Origin of the sequence: Amycolatopsis sp. lyj-90 (assembly GCF_046549035.1) — a bacterium.
Lineage (GTDB): Bacteria > Actinomycetota > Actinomycetes > Mycobacteriales > Pseudonocardiaceae > Amycolatopsis.
Genome location: NZ_JAJPWP010000001.1, coordinates 1,031,783 through 1,048,438, shown reverse-complemented (window position 1 = coordinate 1,048,438; position 16,656 = coordinate 1,031,783). Strand labels below are relative to the sequence as shown.

The following is a 16,656-nucleotide window of genomic DNA, read 5'->3' as shown; positions in this document are numbered from 1 at the left end:
GCCGGTCAGGCCACCTCGCCCGGCCGCGCGTCCCGGGCACAGCGGAACCCGGAGAAGATCTGCCGCCGGATCGGGTGATCCCAGTTGCGGAACGTGCCACGGATGGCCGCCGCGTCCGTGCCGAACGAGCCACCGCGCAGGATCCGGTAGTCCCCGCCGAAGAACACCTCCGAGTACTCCTTGTACGGGAACGCGGCGAAGCCCGGGTACGCCTCGAACCCGCTGCTGGTCCACTCCCAGACGTCGCCGATCAGCTGGTGCACGCCCAAGGGCGACGCACCAGCCGGATAGGCGCCCACCTCCGCGGGCCGCAGGTGCCGCTGCCCGAGATTGGCGTGTTCGGGGGCGGGTTCCTCGTCACCCCAAGGGAACCGGCGCGAACGCCCGGTCGCGGGGTCGAACCGGGCGGCCTTCTCCCATTCCCGCTCGGTCGGCAGGCGCCGCCCGGCCCATGCCGCGTACGCCTCGGCCTCGTAGAAGGAAACGTGGACGACGGGTTCCGTGGCAGGCACCTTCTCGTAGACGCCGAACCGCGTCCGCCACCAGCCGTCCTGCTCCCGCTTCCAGAAGCGCGGCGCGTCGATCCCGTGTTCACTGCGGTACGCCCAGCCTCGCTCGCTCCACCACTTCGGATCCCGGTAGCCGCCGGAGTCGAGAAACTCTCCATAGGCTCCGCAGGTGACCGGGGTGGTGTCGATGAAGAACGCCCCGACCTCGACCTCGTGGGCCGGGCGCTCGTTGTCCAGAGCCCACGGCTCGGCGGATGTGCCCATGGTGAAGGCGCCGCCGGGAACGAACACCTCCGCGGGCAGCCGTCCGGACCGTGACGGCGGCGGCGACGGCGCGTGCAGCACCGGATCGCCCTTGCGGAGCTGGTGGGTGGCCAGCATCGTCTCGTCGTGCTGCTGCTCGTGCTGGGTGATCATGCCGAAGGCGAAGGCGTCCTCGGTGAGCCGCCTGCCTTGCAGTGGAACGTTTTCCAGGATGTCGAAGGACTTCTCCCGGACTTCGCGGACGTACTTGCGCGTCTCCTCCGGGCCCAGCAACGGCAGCTCCGGACGGGACGCGCGGGCGTGCTGGAACGCGTCGTAGATGTCGTCGATGTCCGGGCGCAGGGCCTCGCGGCCGCCGACGTCGCGAACCAGCCAGAGTTCCTCCTGGCTGCCGATGTGCGCCAGGTCCCAGACCAGCGGCGACATCAATTTCGAATGCTGACGGACCAGTTCTTCGTCGTCGATGTCGGTCAGCACGACACTGCGCTCGCGGGCCCTGGTGAGCGCCTCGGCCGCGTGAGCCCGCAGGTCTTGCGGGCTCAGCGCGCGAAGCGGATTGGTCTCGGTGCTTTCCACGCTCATGACTGGTGGCTCCTCGAACCGTGCACGAGGGACTGCACACCCTCGCTGATCTCGCTGATGGTCTCCGGCGGCAGACCGGTCACGCCGAGTTCGGCACAGCCCAGGTCCACCACCTCGCTCGCGACGGTGGCGATCACCTTGTCGGCCAGGCCGAACCTGGCCGCGCACTCCCACCTGCCCACGACCGGTTCGCACAGTCCGAGCACCTTGTCCACTGTGGACGGGTGTGCGAGCAGCGCGGTCAGCAGGGCCACCGGATGCAGCCACCTGGCGGCGGGCTGCGCGTCCAGATAGCGGATCTCCAGGTAGCCCTGTGGCCGGACGGGGGTGAACATGGTCGTCAGGTGGTAGGCCAGGTCGTCTTCCGTCGGCCTACCCAGGCCCGTTTCGCGCCCCTCGATCCAGTCCGCGAAGGTCAGCGCCGGCGGCGCGTCCCAGGAACCGTCGTCCTGCCGGGGCAGGACCATCAAGGGGGTGTCCAGGATCCGCCGGGCCCAGTCGCCCGCGGGATCCCGATCGGACTCGGCCGAACGCGTGCGGGCCCTTTCGGTGTTCATGACGGCCAGCCAGCGCGCGGACGCGTGGCCCGTGTCGCGTCCGGCGTGGATCCGGGAGTTGGCGAAGGTGGCCAGCAAGGGCGGGCCGAGCGCGTGGACGGCGGCCCAGCGGAGCGGCAGGTCGTCCACCTCGCCCGCGTCCACACAGATCTGCAGGCCGGCGGTGCTGCACATCATCGTCGCGCCGCCGTCGCCCATCGGGGCGAAGCGGCGTTCCATCGCGGCATAGCGGGGCGTGCCCAGTTTGCGGACAGGGGCACGATGCCCGTCTATGCCGGTGTCACCCAGGTACAGGCCTTGGGCGGAAAGAAGGGTTTCGAGGTGGGCCAGATCGGCCGAGACGACGGCGTCCAGGTGGCGCAGCGTGGTCTGTGGTTGAGCGGAGATCTCCACCTGACATCCGGGCTCGAGGCTCAGCGGTGAACCTGCCGGAAGCGGGAGGGCGGGGCTGTCGGGGCGCAGTGTCCGCGGGGTGTGCGGGCCGAGCGCGGTGGCGAGATCGTCGGGGTCGAGAGGCCGGGCGGGCTCGTCGGCGTAGTGCACGGTGAATTCCAGCTCTACGCCGAGAAGTCTCGGTGGCCCGTGCTTGAAGCACACGGAAGCCACATACGCCTCACCTTCGGCGCGGTCCGACAGGACCTTCGCCGTCGCGTTCGACGCGCTCCCGGACTTCTCGGGGAAATCATGAACAGTTGTCATCTTCCCGCCGTCCAGTCGGTAGTCCGATCAATGAGAAACCTTGACATCGGACGCTACACGCGAGGTCCGACAAATTCAGGTGCGTTCCTACCGGGCTGGATCTGCGGACCACCTTTTAGGACAGGACGAATCAGGGCAAAGCGGGCTCGGTACCCAGGCCCAGCGCAGCTGCCGCGTTGCGTACGGCCTCGATCACCAGCTGCAGGGCGGGCCTCCGTGACGACGTCGTCCGGTAAGCGATCGAAACCGTTCGGAGCAACGGTGTGGTCAACGCGACAACGTCGATCCCCGGCGGTCTGAGGCCGAGCCCGAGGTCGGAAACGAGGGTCACCCCGAGCCCCGCGCGGACCATCGCCATCGCCGTCGACTGCTCTTCGACCTCGTGGTTGATCTTGGGGTCGAACCCGTGCCGGTGACACGCCGTGCGCACCGCGCGGCCGAAGTGGCTCTTCGGGCTGGCGAGGATCCACGGATGCTCAGCCAGTTCGAGCAACGACGCGCTTCCGGCGGGCACGGCACCGGCGGGCACCGCGGCGTGCAGTCGTTCGACCGCGATCACCGCGCGCTCCAGGCCCGCGTCCCACGGCATCGGCGCGTCGGAGTAGTCGATCACGAACGACAGGTCCAGTTCGCCGTCACGGACCGCGTCGGCGGTGTCCTCGGGCGCGAGTTCCCGCGTCCGGACCTGGATCCCCGGATGCTCGCCCGCGAGCACGGCCAGCGCGTTCGGCAACAGCCCCGAAGCGACGGAGGCCCAGACACCGGCCATGAGCCGGACCGAGACCGTCTCCTGTGCCTCCTCCAGCGCCAGTGTCGCCCGTTCGACCGACCCCAGGATCTCCTCGGCGTGCTCGGTCAGCAGCAACCCCAGTTCGGTCAGCTGCACCCGTCTGCCGAATCGTTCGAACAGCTTCGCGCCCACGTCCCGCTCCAGCTGAGCCAGCTGCTGCGACACCGCCGACGCGGTGTAGTGCAGCGAAGCGGCGGCCGCCGTGACGGTGCCGCGCCTGCTCAGCTCGCGGAGCATCCGCAGGCGGTGCAACGAAAGCTCCATGTCTCCAACGTAATCGGGCGCGGTCGCGGATGCCGGATGGCGCGTTACACCAGTTTCTCTGCACATCATCGTTCAGATTCGGTAAATAGACGCCCGTGCCCGGTGGGGCGCACCCTCGGAAGTGGCGCAGCACGACCCCGAATCCCGAAGGAGGTGGCCGCATGGCCGCGAGGAACGCCGAACCGCTGATGAGGCTCATCTGGACCGACCCCGTCACCGGTGCCACCGGCTACCTCGTAGTGCACAGCCTGGTCTCCGGTATCGCGACCGGCGGGACCAGGATGCGCGCGGGCTGCACGATGTCCGAGGTCGAGGACCTGGCGAGGGGGATGGCGAACAAGACCGCGACCTTCGGCCTGCCGGTCGGCGGGGCCAAGGGCGGTATCGACTTCGATCCGAAGGACGAGCGGGCTTTCGGTGTGCTGGAACGGTTCTGCTCGTTCCTGCGGCCGTGGATCGACAACCACTGGGTGACCGCCGAGGACCTCGGCGTGCCGCAGCACCTGATCGACGAGGTGTTCGCGAAGCTGGGACTCGAGCAGTCGTACCACGCCGCGATCCGCCGTTCGGCCGATCCGGCGCAGACCCTTCGCCGCGTGCAGGCCGGCTTGACCACCCCGGTCCCCGGCGGGCTCCTGCTCGGCGACGTCATCGGCGGCTACGGCGTCGCACAGGCCTGTCTCGGCGTCGCCGACGCGTGGGAGTGGCAGGCGGACGAGACCACGGTCGCCGTGCAGGGCATCGGCACCATGGGCGGTGGCGCGGCCTGGTACCTGCACGAAGCGGGCATGCGGGTCGTCGCGGTCGCCGACGCGGCCGGGACGCTGTACCGGCCCGAAGGCCTCGACATCCCGGCGCTGCTGGACCTGCGTGACGCGTACGGCGAGATCGACCGGAGCAGGCTCCCGGCGGACGTCCAGCTGCTCCCCCGCGACGAGATCGTGGCGACGGAGGCCGACATCTTCGTCCCCGCGGCCATCTCCTACGCGCTGCGCGCCGCGAACCAGGGCTCGGTCAAGGCCAAGGTCGTCATCGAGGCGGCCAACGCGGCGACCACGCCCGACGCCGAAGCGGGTCTGGAGGCCCGTGGCATCCCGGTGATCCCGGACTTCGTCGCCAACGCCGGTGCCGCCGCGTGGGCCTGGTGGCTCCTGCTCGGCCAGGTCGGCGCCGACCCCGCCGACTCTTTCCTGCGGCTCCGGACCGAGATGCGGGCGAAGGTGGCGCTGCTGCTGAGTTCGTGGAACCTGGACCGGATCGCTCCGCGCACCACCGGCCTGCGACTCGCCGAAACCACCCGTTCGGACGCCGCAACCGCGCCCGAAACCGCCCCCGTTCTCGTCATTCCCTGACCGTGCGCGTGAAGGCCCCTTCCCTCGGCTGACCTGAGGGAAGGGGCCTTCTCACGGGCTCAAGAAGCGAAGCGGTCAGTGGCGCCAATGAGGACTTCGCGCATCGGCTCGTCTTGAGTGCTGTGGCCGACTTCGTCGATGACCACCAGTTCGCTGCCCGGCCAGGCGTGCGCGAGCTCCCAAGGCGTGCCGATGAGGTTGCCCAGGTCGAGGCTTCCTTCGGCGAGCACGGCCGGGATGTGGGCCAGCTTCTTGGCCTCCCGCAGGACCACGCCTTCGTCCAAAAAGGACCCTTGGCTCCAGTAGTGCGTGACCAGCCTGGCGAAGGCGAGCCGGAACTTCGGCGTCTCGAAACTCTTGTACGGCGGCGAAGTCGGGATGATCGCGTCCTCCCAGGCACACCACGCGGCCGCCGCCTTCTCGTGCACCGCAGGGTCCGGGTCCATCAGCAACTTGAGGTACGCCGCCGCCAGGTCGCCGTCGCGATCCGCCTCGGGGACACCGTCACGGAACGTGGCCCACGCCTCGGGGAAGACGCCACCGAGGCCGCGGGTGAGCAGGTCGGTCTCGCTCCGGCGCCCGGTTGCCAGGCCCATCAGGACCATCTCCGAGACCTGGTCCGGATACCGCTCGGCGTAGACCAGCGCGAGCACGGAACCCCAGGATCCGCCGAAGATCAGCCACTTCTCGATGCCGAGGTGCTCGCGCAGTTTCTCCATGTCGGCGAGCAGATGGCCGGTGGTGTTGGCGGAAAGGTCGGCCTCGGGCTCGCCCGCGTGCGGGGTGCTCCGGCCGCAACCCCGCTGGTCGAACAGCACGACGCGGTACTTGGCCGGGTCGAAGTAGCGGCGCAGGCCGGTGCTGCAGCCGGTTCCCGGACCGCCGTGCAGCGTGACGGCGGGTTTGCCGTCGGGGTTCCCACAGACCTCCCAGTACACGAGGTGCCCGTCGCCGACGTCGAGCATCCCGTGGTCGTACGGTTCGATCTCCGGATACAGCCGTGTCATGTCCTCGTCCTCCCAGACCCGCCAGAAATACAACAGCGCTGTCACAATAGCCCGGGACGAAGACTCGATGCGCGCGGTTTTCTCGGCCCGAGTACGTGAAGGCCCCCTTCATTGCGCTAGACGCAATGAAGGGGGCCTTCACGTACTTGCCGGTCGGCTAGCCGCCCAGAGTGCTGGAAACATGCCGAAGCGCGTCTGCCAGCTCCGGAGGCCCGGCGGGGCCGATGTGGACCACCGCGTCGTTGCCTTGCCCGGTCGTGTAGCTGAGGTACCGGCCCCAGTCGGTATCGGCGAAGTGGAGCGGATCTTCCACAGCCACATGCCTGCCGACTTCGTCCCGCTTGCCGACGTAGAGCTCGCCGCTCCCCTCGACCGGCCGCTGCACGAGGCTGACGATGTCCGCGATCACCGGCGGCAGGGAATGCGTATCCGGGCCACGCCGCGCCGCCTCTTCGAGCTCGTACGCCCGGACCGTGCGAAGCCTGCCACCGCCCGCGGGAACGGGCGGCAACTGTTCGATCAGCGTTTCGGGCAGCCGTCGCCGGTCGATCTCCTGCAGCCCGACCCAGTCACCGGACGCCACCGCCAGCACCGCCTGCATGCCCAGCGAGGCGGCGAGGACGCCGTAGGTCTGGCCGCCGGCGTTCACCCAGCCGTAGTACTCGATGGCCGGTTTCGTGAGCACCGGAAGCCAGTCCAGGAAGTCGACCGACGCGCGGCCGCTCGAGTCCAGCAGCCCGGCTTGCGCCAAAGCGGCTTCCACTCGCTTGTCCGCCTCCGCGCGGGCCGTCCTCGACAGCCAGCGCGGTTCGGGACGCAGCGTGATGTGCAGGTCGCCGACGCGTTCACGTTCGGCGAGCACCGCCAAGGCTTCGACCGGGACGTCCACCCGGCCTGTTCTGACGGTCATCCGCTACTCGCCGATGACCGGCGGGCTGGTCCGCTGGTCGGTGCCGAAGATCGCGTCGGGGTCGGCCTCGATCAGGTAGTCGGGACGCTGGTGCTCGTCGTCCTCGTCGCCTTCGGCCCGCCTGCCGCCCGCGCCCATCGGTCCCATCTGACCGCCGCCGCGGCCCGCTCCTCCACGGCCACCCGCCAGGTCGGCGCCGCCCATGCCGCCACCGAGGCCGCCCATACCCGAGCCCCGGCCGGCGCCGAGACCACCGGAACCGGATCCACCAGGCCCGCCGGGACCGCCCGCGCGGCCGCCGGTGCCACCTTCGCCGCCGAGAAGCCTGCCCGCGGCCGTGCTGGGCCCGGGAAGGTTGCGTCCACCGCCGGTTCCGGGCTGGTTGGGCCCGCCGCCACCGGGGCCGTAGTTCTGGTTGAGGCCGTTGGTCAGGCCGAGGACGTCTTCCGGGTCGCCGGTGCCGCGCCCGGGATTCCGGCCCGGGATCTCCGTGGTCCCGCCGCCGGGCTTGCCCTTGCCACCACCGGACGGGAGCGTCGTGTCGCCAGGACCGGGCTTCCGGGTCGGCGTCGTGATGTCCGGACCTGGCCGGTCCTTCGAGCCTCCGGGACGGTCTTCGCCGGTGCCCGGCTTGTTCTGGTTCTGGTTCTGGTTCTGGTCGTTGCCGCCGGTGTGGTTCCGGTCGGTCCCGTTGCTGTCCGTGCCGCTGGTGTCGGTGCCGTCGTTCTCGTCACCACCGCCGCGCTTCGTGGGGCGCTTCGGCGGGATGTAGGGCGGCGGATCGATCGGGCCGGGCCCGTCGCCGACCTTGACACTGACGTTCGCGCCGTCGTTCTTAAGCACGCCGTAGTCGGTCGGAAGGCTCGCGCTCGTGCTGCTGGTGACCGAGTCGTACTGGTCCATCACCCGGACGTTGTTCTGGTTCGCCGCCTCGTGCTTCGCGACGCCCTCTTGGTAGTTCTTGATGTCGTTGTTGACCATGAACGGCCCGGCGATCGGGATCGCGCCCTTGAGGCCGGTGGTCCAGGGGTTGGGCTTGTCCGGCTTCGGCGGAACGGGGACGACCGTCTGCCCGGAGTCGTCGAAGCTGTCGGCCTGCGTCATGACCGAGGCCTTGGTGGTGAACAGCGGGTCCGCCGTCTCTTTGAAGGCCTGCTCGAGAGGACCGGCACCGGCGTTGGCCGCGTCGGCGGCCGAACCCGTCCAGGACGCCGACATCCGCGACTGCAGCGACTTGATGGCCATGCCACGCTCGACGTAGGCGTCCGAGAGTTCTGCGACGCGGTCGGCCGCGGTGCGCAGGTTGCGGGTGTCGCCCTGGGTGAAGTTCTCGTAGATCTGTTTGCCGTCCACCCTCATGCCCCCTTGAGTGTCTTGATCACGGCCGACGCGAGTTTCTGCGCCTTCCCACACGAATCCTGCTCGTTGTCGTAGCCCTTGGCGAGGGTGCTGATCGACAGATCGTCGGCGACGCCCACCGCGAGGTCGCAGTTGCCGCCCGCTCGCCGATCCTGGATTCCGTAGTAGACGGTCGGATAGCCGTCGACGTCCGGACCTGGCTCCAGGAACCTCAGCTGCCCGGCTTTCTTGGCCTTGTGCAGTCCGGCCAGGCCACCCATGCCCTTTTCACGGTTGCCGCTGCCGAGGATGATCAGCAGGCTGTCGGCCTTGCCGCGAATCTGCCAGCTGCAACCGGGATTGCTGCCTTCGCCCTTCGACTCACCGGGCGCGGTGAACCCCAGTTCCGCGGCCGCGGCAGGCGGGAGCAGCTTGCAGACGTCACCGACGTACGCCGAAGCGTCCAGCGGACTCGCCACCTTCGGCACGTCCGGGTCCTCCGGCGCGGCGGACGACCCCGACGACGGAGAGGTTCCCTGAGTAGGCGTAGCCGTCCCGGGAGTCTCGCCGGTACAGCCGGCGACCACGACGGAAACGAGCACGAGCGCCGCCACCGCGGCGCGATTCCTCAACACGTTCGGCATCCTCAGGTCGTGCGCAGGGTATTGGCCTGGTCGGTGGCCATGATCTTCGTCCGGGCGATCTCGAGCTTCGCGATGTAACCCTCGATGTAGGCCCTCATCGATTCGTTCTGCTTCTGCAAGCCGAGTAAGGATTCGACACCGGAGTCGACGTAGCTGGAGCTGGCCTCGTCCTGACCCGGCGGCATCAGGTCACCGACGATGAGGTCGATCTTGTCGCCGTCGTCGACGACCTTCTTCAGCTCGTCTTCCCACAGCCCGATGACGGTCTTCAGCTCCTCGGGGCTCATCTCGAACCCGCCGCCTCCGCCGCCCCCACCGCCGTAAACGGTCGGTTCCTTCGGCGTGGTCAGGTCACCCCAGACGGCCTTGATCGCGCTCGCGGCGTCGCCGATGATGTTCACGCCCGCACCTTCCCCTCAGCACTCACTCACCGTGATGGACAAAGAGTAGCCAAGTGGCCGACGGCGTGTCAGCCGATCCGGCCGAGTGTTCGGACGTGTTTCGCGGCCGCAAGGTTCCCGGACGGATCAATCATCCCGCGAACTGGTCACAGTACGTACGTACGGATTGCATTAACCGGGTTCCCGGTGACAGGATTCCAGGATGCCACGGGTCAGCCAGGATCACCTCGACGCACGCCGGCGCCAGATCCTCGACGGCTCCCGCGTGTGCTTCGCACGTTACGGCTACGAGGGTGCCACCGTCCGGCGGCTCGAGGAGGCCACCGGCCTTTCCCGGGGCGCGATCTTCCATCACTTCCGCGACAAAGAGTCCCTCTTCCTGGCCTTGGCCGAGGACGACGCGGTCCGCATGGCCGATGTCGTCGCCGAGCAGGGCCTCGTCCAGGTCATGCGCGACCTGCTGTCGAACCGCAGCGAGCACCCCGCCGACTGGCTCGGCACGCGGCTGGAGGTCTCCCGGCGGCTGCGCACCGATCCCGAGTTCCGGGCCCGCTGGGCCGAGCGGTCCCAGCAGCTGACCGCCGCGACCCGCCGCCGCCTGCTGCGCCAGCGCGACGCCGGGATCTTGCGCGACGATGTCGACGTCGACGTCCTGACCGCATACCTCGAACTCGTCCTCGAAGGGCTCGTCTCGCACCTCGCGATGGGCCAGCCGGGCGACGATCTCGGCCCCGTCCTCGACCTGGTCGAGGAGAGCGTGCGGCGGCACCGCGCCCGCGCGGCCGGGGGAACGCGTTAAGATTGTCCTATCGCCGCAGTACAGCGGCGGTGTCTGTTGATCCCCGATTGAGGAGTGACTCTTTTCGTGCGCGACGCGCAGTCACCTGGTGACAGTATCGAGCCGGGTGGCACACCCGGCTGTTCCAAGGACCTTCCTGCCGACCCCGTCCCCGCCGGCAGGAAATGATGGAAATCCTGTTCGCCGTTCTCGGCATTCTCCTGTTCCTCCTGCTGACCGTCGGCACCGGCCTCGCCGTCGCCGCCGAGTTCTCCCTCACCGCGCTCGAACGCAGCACGGTCGACGCGAACGTCCGCCAGGTCGGCGACAAGCGCGCACACACCGTGCAGAAGGCGCACCGCACGCTCTCGTTCCAGCTTTCCGGCGCGCAGGTGGCGATCACCATCACCACCCTGATCACCGGTTACCTCGCGGAACCGGTGATCGGTGACCTGCTGCACCCGCTGTTCACCGCCGTCGGGTTCTCCGAGGGCGTCGCGAACGGCGTGTCGCTGGCGGTCGCGCTGATCCTGGCGACGTCGCTGTCGATGATCCTCGGCGAGATGATGCCGAAGAACCTCGCGATCGCCCGGCCGCTGCAGACCGCGCGCGCCGTCGCGGGGTACCACTCGCGGTTCTCGTCGCTCTTCCGCTGGCTCATCACCCTGATGAACAACAGCGCCAACTTCCTGGTCCGCAAGTTCGGTGTCGAACCGCAGGAAGAACTGCGTTCGGCCCGGTCGCCGCAGGAACTCGGCTCGATCGTGCGTTCCAGTGCCGAAAGCGGCACGCTCGACACGTCGACGGCCGAACTGCTGGACAAGTCGCTCCGCTTCGGCGAGCGGACGGCCGACGAGCTGATGACGCCGCGCGTCCAGTTCGAATCGCTGACCGTGGACGACACGATCTACGACCTCATCGAGATCTCGCGCCGCACCGGCTTTTCGCGTTTCCCGGTCTACACCGAGGATCTCGACGACGTGCAGGGCGCGGTGCACATCAAGCAGGCGTTCACCGTCCCGGCCGCGCAACGCGCCACGGTGCGGATCGGCTCGGTCATGCGGCCGATCCCGACCGTGCCCGAATCACTGCCGGGCGACTCACTGCTCAACCGGCTGCGCGATTCCCGTTTCCAGCTCGCGATCGTCGTCGACGAGTACGGCGGCACCGCGGGACTGGTGACGCTGGAGGACGTCGTCGAGGAGATCATCGGTGACGTCCGCGACGAGCACGACGACCGGGAAGCGCCTTCCTCCCAGCAGGTCGGCGCCGACAACTGGCTCGTTTCCGGGCAGCTTCGCGCCGACGAAGTCACCGACGAGACCGGCTTCCGGATGCCGGACGGCGACTACGAGACCATCGCCGGGCTGATCCTCGAGCGGCTCGGGCGGATCCCCTCCCCCGGCGACGCCACCGATCTCGACGCCTGGCGGCTCACGGTGACCAAAATGGACCGTCTCCGCATCGCCGAGGTCGAAGTCCGCCGGGTCAGCGAGACCGCCACTTCCGCCGAGCAGGAGCCCGCCCGATGAACGACTGGTTCAACATCTTCCTCGTCGTGGTCCTGTTGCTGGCCAACGCGTTCTTCGTCGGCGCCGAGTTCGCGCTGATCTCGTCGCGGCGCGACAGGCTGGAAGCCTTGCTGGAGCAGGGAAAGACCCGCGCCAAGATCGTGATCAACGCGAGCAAGAACGTCTCGCTGATGCTCGCGGGCGCGCAGCTCGGCATCACGATCTGTTCGCTGCTGCTGGGACGGCTGGGCGAGCCCGCCATCGCGCATCAGCTGGCCGGCTTCTTCGAGGTGCTCGGGATCCCCGAGGTCCTGCTGCACCCGATCTCGTTCGCGATCGCGCTGGCGTTCATCACCATCCTGCACGTCCTCATCGGCGAGATGGTGCCGAAGAACCTCGCGATCGCCGAGCCGGAGCGGCTGGCCCTGTGGCTGGTCCCGGTGCACGTGGCCTGGGTGAAGGTCGCCAACCCGTTCATCTGGCTGCTGAACTTCGTGGCGAACTCCCTGCTGCGGTTGTTCAAGGTGGAGCCGAAGGACGAGCTCGAGACCGCCTACACCTCCGACGAGCTCGCCGAACTGCTCAGCGAGTCGCGGCGCGAGGGGCTGCTGGAGCACTCCGAGCACCAGCGGCTCAGCAAGACGCTGTCGTCGGTGGAGAAGACGGTGGCCGAGGTCCTGGTCCCGACGGCGCAGCTCACCACGCTGCCCTGTTCGCCCACGCTGGGTGACGTCGAGCGCGCGGTGTCCTCGACCGGGTTCTCGCGTTTCCCGGTGTGCACCGACGACGGGACGCTGACCGGCTACATCCACGTCAAGGACATCCTCGACCTCGTGGGCGAGGATCCGACGACCGTGGTCCCGTCGGACAAGACGCGTGCGCTGACCGAACTGCACGCCGACGCCCGGCTGGACGAAGCGTTGTCGGCGATGCGCAAGGAAGGCAGTCACCTGGCGCGGGCGCTGAGCCCGGCGGGAGCGGCCGTCGGCGTCGTCGCGCTGGAGGACCTCGTCGAGGAATACGTGGGAACTGTCCGCGACGGTACCCACGTCATGTCATGACCGGCCTGATCGTCCTTCCCGAGTCCGTCTGGCGGGCTCGGGAGGACGACCACGTCACCCGGATGCGGCGCTGGACGACACCGCACCAGCGCCGCCGCTCGCGGGGCGAGAAGCATCCGGTGCTCGACTTCCTCTTCAGCTACTACTCGCACCGTCCCGGGCACGTCGAACGCTGGCAGCCGGGGCCGGGCGTCGCGCTCGAAGGCCGGTCCGCGCACCGGTTCCTGGAGCGGAAGGGCTACGTCGAGACGCCGGACGGTGTCGTGCTCGATCCGGCGGGTTTCACCGAGGGCCGGGCCAAGACCGCCGAATTCGTCCTCGGCCTGCTTTCCGCGACCGCGTCCCGCGCGCCGAGGCTCAGTTGTTTCGGCCTTCACGAATGGGCAATGGTTTACCGGGAATCGGCGAATGAGGTTCGTCACTCACAACTTCCGCTCCGGCTCGGTTCGGCCGGAACGGACGGCGTCGTCGAGTCGCTGGAGATCCGGTGCGGGCATTTCGACGCTTTCCGGTTCTTCACCGAGCCCGCCCGGCCGCGCAACACGCTGCGGCCGGAGCGGGAGAACCAGATCGAGTTCGAGCAGCCGGGCTGCCTCCACGCCAACATGGACCTCTTCAAGTGGGCCTACAAACTCGACCCGTTCGTCCCCGCCGAGCTGGTCGGGGACTGCTTCGAGCTGGCGGCGGACATCCGGGAGCTGGACATGCGGGCGAGCCCCTACGACCTCGCGGCGTTCGGGTACTCGCCGGTGCCGATCGAGAGCCCGGAAGGCCGGGCCGAGTACGCTCGCGCCCAGGCCGGTTTCGCCCGCCGGGCCGCGCCGCTGCGTGAGCACCTGATAGCGCATTGCCAACGACTGCTCACCGAGCTAAAGAAGGCGCCCGCGACACGCGGAAAACAACTGTGAGTCGTCGCATTCCCCGTAACATCCTCCCCTGTTAGAGTGATAACGGTTTGATTGCATACGCAGCGCGAGCGCGCACGTTTCGAAAGGACAACGATGGGGCGACACAGCGTGGCCGAGGAGCCGGTGCCGCACCCCCTCGACCCGCCGAAGCGGCTCGAGGGACGCGGCGAGGCGACCGGTTCGCACCGGATCGTCGGGAAAAAGGCCCCGCGGCGCCGCATCGCCAAGTGGCCCATCGCCTGCCTGGTCCTCCTGGTCCTGGTCGCGGTCGGCGTGTTCGGCTGGAACTGGGCGGACGGGGAGCTCAACACCCGCGCCGAAGCCCAGGCCAAGGCCTGCAGCGCCGGTGACACCCCGATGCGGGTCGTGGTCACCCCCAGCATCGAGAAGCCCCTCCGGGCGGCGGCCGAGCGGTGGAACAACGCCGCGACCGTGGTCCGCGACCACTGCGTGATCATCCAGATCGACGCGCTGTCCTCCGCTTCCGTCCTCGACGGCCTCGTCGGACGGACGAACCTGGACTCCATCGGCGGTCTCCCCGCCGCCTGGATCCCCGAGTCCTCGTACTGGGTGACCGAGCTGAACACCGCCAAGCCCGAGCTGGTCGGTTCGCCCGCCCAGTCGGTCGCGACCGCTCGGTCCGCCGACTACCCGCTCGTCGGGCTCGCGGGCAAGAACATCGACGAGGTCCAGATGCGCGCCTCGCAGACGTTCCGGCAGTTCCTGCAGCAGCCCGCCCAGCAGGCCGACTTCGCCGCCGCGGGCATCAAGGCCACCTGAGCTCAGGGAATACGGGAAAGGCCCCTTCACCGCTCGGGAAGGGGCCTTTCCCGTACCTGGGATGTCAGGAAAGGCTCGTGAGTGGCAAGGGCGGTTAGAACCGTCCTTACCACACACGAGTCCTCAGACCAGGTCGAAGGTGTCCGGGTCGGGGCCGGTGCGGGTCCCGTCGTCGAACTCGGCGAGCGCCGCGAGATCGTCTTCGGCGAGTTCGAAGTCGAAGACGTCGAAGTTCTCGCGGATCCGGGACGGGGTCACGGATTTCGGGATGGCCACGGTGCCGAGCTGCAGATGCCAGCGCAGCACCAGCTGCGCCGGGCTCTTGCCGTACTTGGCCGCGAGGGCGGACAGGGTCGCGTCCGAGAGCAGCGATCCCTGCGCGAGCGGGCTCCACGCCTCGGTGACGATCCCGTGCTCGGCGTGGAACTCCCGCAGCGCCTTCTGCTGGAGCCGGGGGTGCAGTTCGACCTGGTTGACCGCGGGCACGATCCCCGTCTCGCCGAACAGCCGCCGCAGATGCGGGACGTGGAAGTTCGACACCCCGATGGCGCGCACGCGGCCGTCCGCGTAGAGCTTTTCCAGCGCTCGCCAGGTTTCGACGTACTTGCCGCGCGTCGGCATCGGCCAGTGGATCAGATAGAGGTCGACGTGCTCGAGGCCGAGTTCCGCGAGGCTCGCGTCGAACGCCCGGAGCGCTTCGTCGTACCCGTGGCCCGGATTCGGCAGTTTCGTGGTGATGAACAGTTCGTCGCGAGGCACGCCCGCCGAGCGGATCGCCTCGCCGACACCGGCTTCGTTCCGGTACGACGCGGCGGTGTCGATGCTGCGGTACCCGGCTTCGATGGCGGTACGGACGACTTTGGCCGTGTCGCCCGCGGGCACCTGCCAGACGCCGAAACCGAGTTGGGGGATGGCTACCTCGTTGTTCAGGACGACGGAAGGCACGGCCATGGAAGGGAAATCCTCACTGGAGTCGGTGGCTGGGCTTCTTGCCCGGCATCATCCCACCCCGCGCCCGGCGTACGCGCGCAAGTACTCCGCCGTGGCCGTGTCGGCCGGGAAGAACGACTCGATCACCAGCTCGGCGACCGTGATGTCCAACGGCGTCCCGAAGGTGGAGACCGTGCTGAAGAACGTGAGATCCACGCCCTCGTGCCGCAGTCGCAGCGGGACGAAGATGTCGCCAGGGCCGGGAACCTCCACCTCGGGGACGGGATCGTCGCACGGATAGGTGAGCAGTTCCTCCAGCAGCGCCGTCAGCACCGGATCCGCCGTCTGGGTGACCTGGCGCCGCAACCTGCCGAGCAGGTGGGCACGCCACTCCCCCAGGTTGAGCACGTAGGGCGCCATGCCTTCCGGATGCAGGGTCAGCCGGAGGACGTTGGCGGGCGGGGTCATCAAGGTGGGCGAGACCAGGTCGGTCATGATCGACACGCTCGCGTTGGCGTCGACCAGGTTCCAGCCGCGATCGACGACGGCGGCCGGATAGGGCTCGTGACTCGTCATCAACTGCCGGACCGCCTTGCGGACCGCCGCCATCTCCGGGTCGCCGAGCCCGCTCTCGGGGTACGCGGGCGCGTAGCCCGCCGCCAGCAGCAGCTGATTGCGTTCCCGCAAGGGCACCTCCAGATGCTCGCCGAGCCGCAGCACCATGTCGCGGCTGGGCTTGGACCGCCCGGTCTCCACGAAGCTCAGGTGCCTGGTCGAGATCTCCGCCGAGATGGCGAGGTCGAGCTGGCTGATCCGGCGGCGATCACGCCATTCCCGCAGCAGTTCGCCGACGGGGCGGCCGGCGCGGCTCGCGATCACTGTGGTCGTCACGATCACGAACTTACGGCCACGCGCGCCGGGCCGCCATTACCTCCCGCGTAATCGACGGGACCCACCTCCGGCGGACAGAGTTGCGGCATCGGTTACCCCACAACGAAAGAGGACACCATGTCGGACATCCAGCGCGTCGCCGAGCAGTACATCGCCGTGTGGAACGAGACCGACGCGGACCAGCGCCGTGCGCTCATCGCCGAAGTGTTCACCGAGGACGCCGCCTACACCGACCCGCTCGGCGCGGTCACCGGTCACGACGGTGTCGACGGCTTCGTCGCCGGCGCTCAGGCCCAGTTCGCCGGTCTGAGGTTCAGCCTGCCCGCGGCCCCCGACGCGCACCACGACATCGCGCGGTTCCAGTGGTACCTCGGCCCCGACGGCGCGGCGGAACCGCTGGCGATCGGCTTCGACGTCATCACCGTCGAGGACGGGCGGATCAAGCAGGTGCTGGGCTTTCTGGACAAGATGCCCGGCTGA

At 68.8% G+C, this 16,656-nt stretch carries 17 protein-coding genes; 7 read left to right on the top strand and 10 right to left on the bottom strand.

Annotated elements, in window-relative coordinates; translation table 11 throughout:
* Positions 1 to 5: 5 nt before the first annotated feature.
* From egtB to ACLJPX_RS04415, 3 genes are all read right to left on the bottom strand, one after another.
* A complete protein-coding gene (gene egtB / locus ACLJPX_RS04425) occupies positions 6 to 1,355 on the bottom strand; it encodes an ergothioneine biosynthesis protein EgtB (protein ID WP_410598841.1) in 1,350 nt (449 codons plus the stop codon).
* The gene (locus ACLJPX_RS04420) at positions 1,352 to 2,611 is read right to left on the bottom strand and encodes a glutamate-cysteine ligase family protein (RefSeq protein ID WP_410598840.1); all 1,260 of its coding nucleotides are present in this window, start codon (positions 2,609 to 2,611) and stop codon (positions 1,352 to 1,354) included. The genes egtB and ACLJPX_RS04420 overlap by 4 nt, the downstream gene beginning before the upstream one ends.
* Positions 2,612 to 2,741: 130 nt before the next feature.
* Positions 2,742 to 3,665 carry a LysR family transcriptional regulator gene (locus ACLJPX_RS04415; protein ID WP_410598839.1) on the bottom strand — a complete coding sequence of 308 codons (924 nt, stop codon included), beginning with the start codon at positions 3,663 to 3,665 and terminating at the stop codon, positions 2,742 to 2,744.
* Positions 3,666 to 3,826: 161 nt separating this feature from the next.
* Here ACLJPX_RS04415 and ACLJPX_RS04410 point away from each other — a divergent pair, with 161 nt between their 5' ends.
* Entirely contained in the window at positions 3,827 to 5,017 is a 1,191-nt protein-coding gene (locus ACLJPX_RS04410) for a Glu/Leu/Phe/Val dehydrogenase dimerization domain-containing protein (RefSeq protein ID WP_410598838.1), read from the top strand.
* Positions 5,018 to 5,076: 59 nt separating this feature from the next.
* Here ACLJPX_RS04410 and pip read toward each other — a convergent pair whose 3' ends face one another.
* The 5 genes from pip to ACLJPX_RS04385 form a co-directional block, all read right to left on the bottom strand.
* Positions 5,077 to 6,024: a prolyl aminopeptidase gene (pip, locus tag ACLJPX_RS04405; RefSeq protein WP_410598837.1), complete on the bottom strand. Its 948-nt coding sequence runs from the start codon at positions 6,022 to 6,024 to the stop codon at positions 5,077 to 5,079.
* A gap of 157 nt (positions 6,025 to 6,181) precedes the next feature.
* On the bottom strand, positions 6,182 to 6,913 hold the full coding sequence (locus ACLJPX_RS04400; protein WP_101607610.1) for an ESX secretion-associated protein EspG: 732 nt from the start codon (positions 6,911 to 6,913) through the stop codon (positions 6,182 to 6,184).
* Positions 6,914 to 6,937: 24 nt separating this feature from the next.
* A complete protein-coding gene (locus ACLJPX_RS04395) occupies positions 6,938 to 8,293 on the bottom strand; it encodes a hypothetical protein (RefSeq protein ID WP_410598836.1) in 1,356 nt (451 codons plus the stop codon).
* Positions 8,290 to 8,916 (bottom strand): DUF3558 domain-containing protein, encoded by a 627-nt coding sequence (locus ACLJPX_RS04390; protein WP_410598835.1) that lies wholly within the window; start codon positions 8,914 to 8,916, stop codon positions 8,290 to 8,292. Before ACLJPX_RS04390 ends, ACLJPX_RS04395 begins: the two co-directional genes overlap by 4 nt.
* A gap of 2 nt (positions 8,917 to 8,918) precedes the next feature.
* A complete protein-coding gene (locus ACLJPX_RS04385) occupies positions 8,919 to 9,317 on the bottom strand; it encodes a hypothetical protein (protein WP_410598834.1) in 399 nt (132 codons plus the stop codon).
* A 202-nt stretch (positions 9,318 to 9,519) separates the two neighbouring features.
* On the opposite strand from ACLJPX_RS04385, the gene ACLJPX_RS04380 reads away from it, so the two are divergent.
* The 5 genes from ACLJPX_RS04380 (at position 9,520) to ACLJPX_RS04360 (ending at position 14,355) form a co-directional block, all read left to right on the top strand.
* Positions 9,520 to 10,116, top strand: coding sequence for a TetR/AcrR family transcriptional regulator (locus ACLJPX_RS04380; protein WP_101607606.1), 597 nt, complete (start codon positions 9,520 to 9,522; stop codon positions 10,114 to 10,116).
* Between the two features lie 164 nt (positions 10,117 to 10,280).
* Positions 10,281 to 11,627: a hemolysin family protein gene (locus ACLJPX_RS04375; RefSeq protein ID WP_410598833.1), complete on the top strand. Its 1,347-nt coding sequence runs from the start codon at positions 10,281 to 10,283 to the stop codon at positions 11,625 to 11,627.
* Positions 11,624 to 12,667, top strand: a complete 1,044-nt coding sequence (locus ACLJPX_RS04370; protein ID WP_410598832.1) for a hemolysin family protein — start codon at positions 11,624 to 11,626, stop codon at positions 12,665 to 12,667. The genes ACLJPX_RS04375 and ACLJPX_RS04370 overlap by 4 nt, the downstream gene beginning before the upstream one ends.
* Positions 12,664 to 13,575 carry a 3-methyladenine DNA glycosylase gene (locus ACLJPX_RS04365; protein ID WP_410598831.1) on the top strand — a complete coding sequence of 304 codons (912 nt, stop codon included), beginning with the start codon at positions 12,664 to 12,666 and terminating at the stop codon, positions 13,573 to 13,575. Before ACLJPX_RS04370 ends, ACLJPX_RS04365 begins: the two co-directional genes overlap by 4 nt.
* Before the next feature lie 93 nt (positions 13,576 to 13,668).
* Positions 13,669 to 14,355 (top strand): hypothetical protein, encoded by a 687-nt coding sequence (locus tag ACLJPX_RS04360; protein ID WP_410598830.1) that lies wholly within the window; start codon positions 13,669 to 13,671, stop codon positions 14,353 to 14,355.
* Positions 14,356 to 14,478: 123 nt separating this feature from the next.
* Here ACLJPX_RS04360 and ACLJPX_RS04355 read toward each other — a convergent pair whose 3' ends face one another.
* Both ACLJPX_RS04355 and ACLJPX_RS04350 read right to left on the bottom strand, forming a co-directional pair.
* Positions 14,479 to 15,306, bottom strand: coding sequence for an aldo/keto reductase (locus tag ACLJPX_RS04355; RefSeq protein ID WP_410598829.1), 828 nt, complete (start codon positions 15,304 to 15,306; stop codon positions 14,479 to 14,481).
* Between the two features lie 48 nt (positions 15,307 to 15,354).
* Positions 15,355 to 16,182 (bottom strand): helix-turn-helix domain-containing protein, encoded by an 828-nt coding sequence (locus ACLJPX_RS04350; RefSeq protein ID WP_410598828.1) that lies wholly within the window; start codon positions 16,180 to 16,182, stop codon positions 15,355 to 15,357.
* A gap of 111 nt (positions 16,183 to 16,293) precedes the next feature.
* Between ACLJPX_RS04350 and ACLJPX_RS04345 the strand changes: the two genes are divergently transcribed.
* Positions 16,294 to 16,656, top strand: coding sequence for a nuclear transport factor 2 family protein (locus ACLJPX_RS04345; RefSeq protein WP_410598827.1), 363 nt, complete (start codon positions 16,294 to 16,296; stop codon positions 16,654 to 16,656).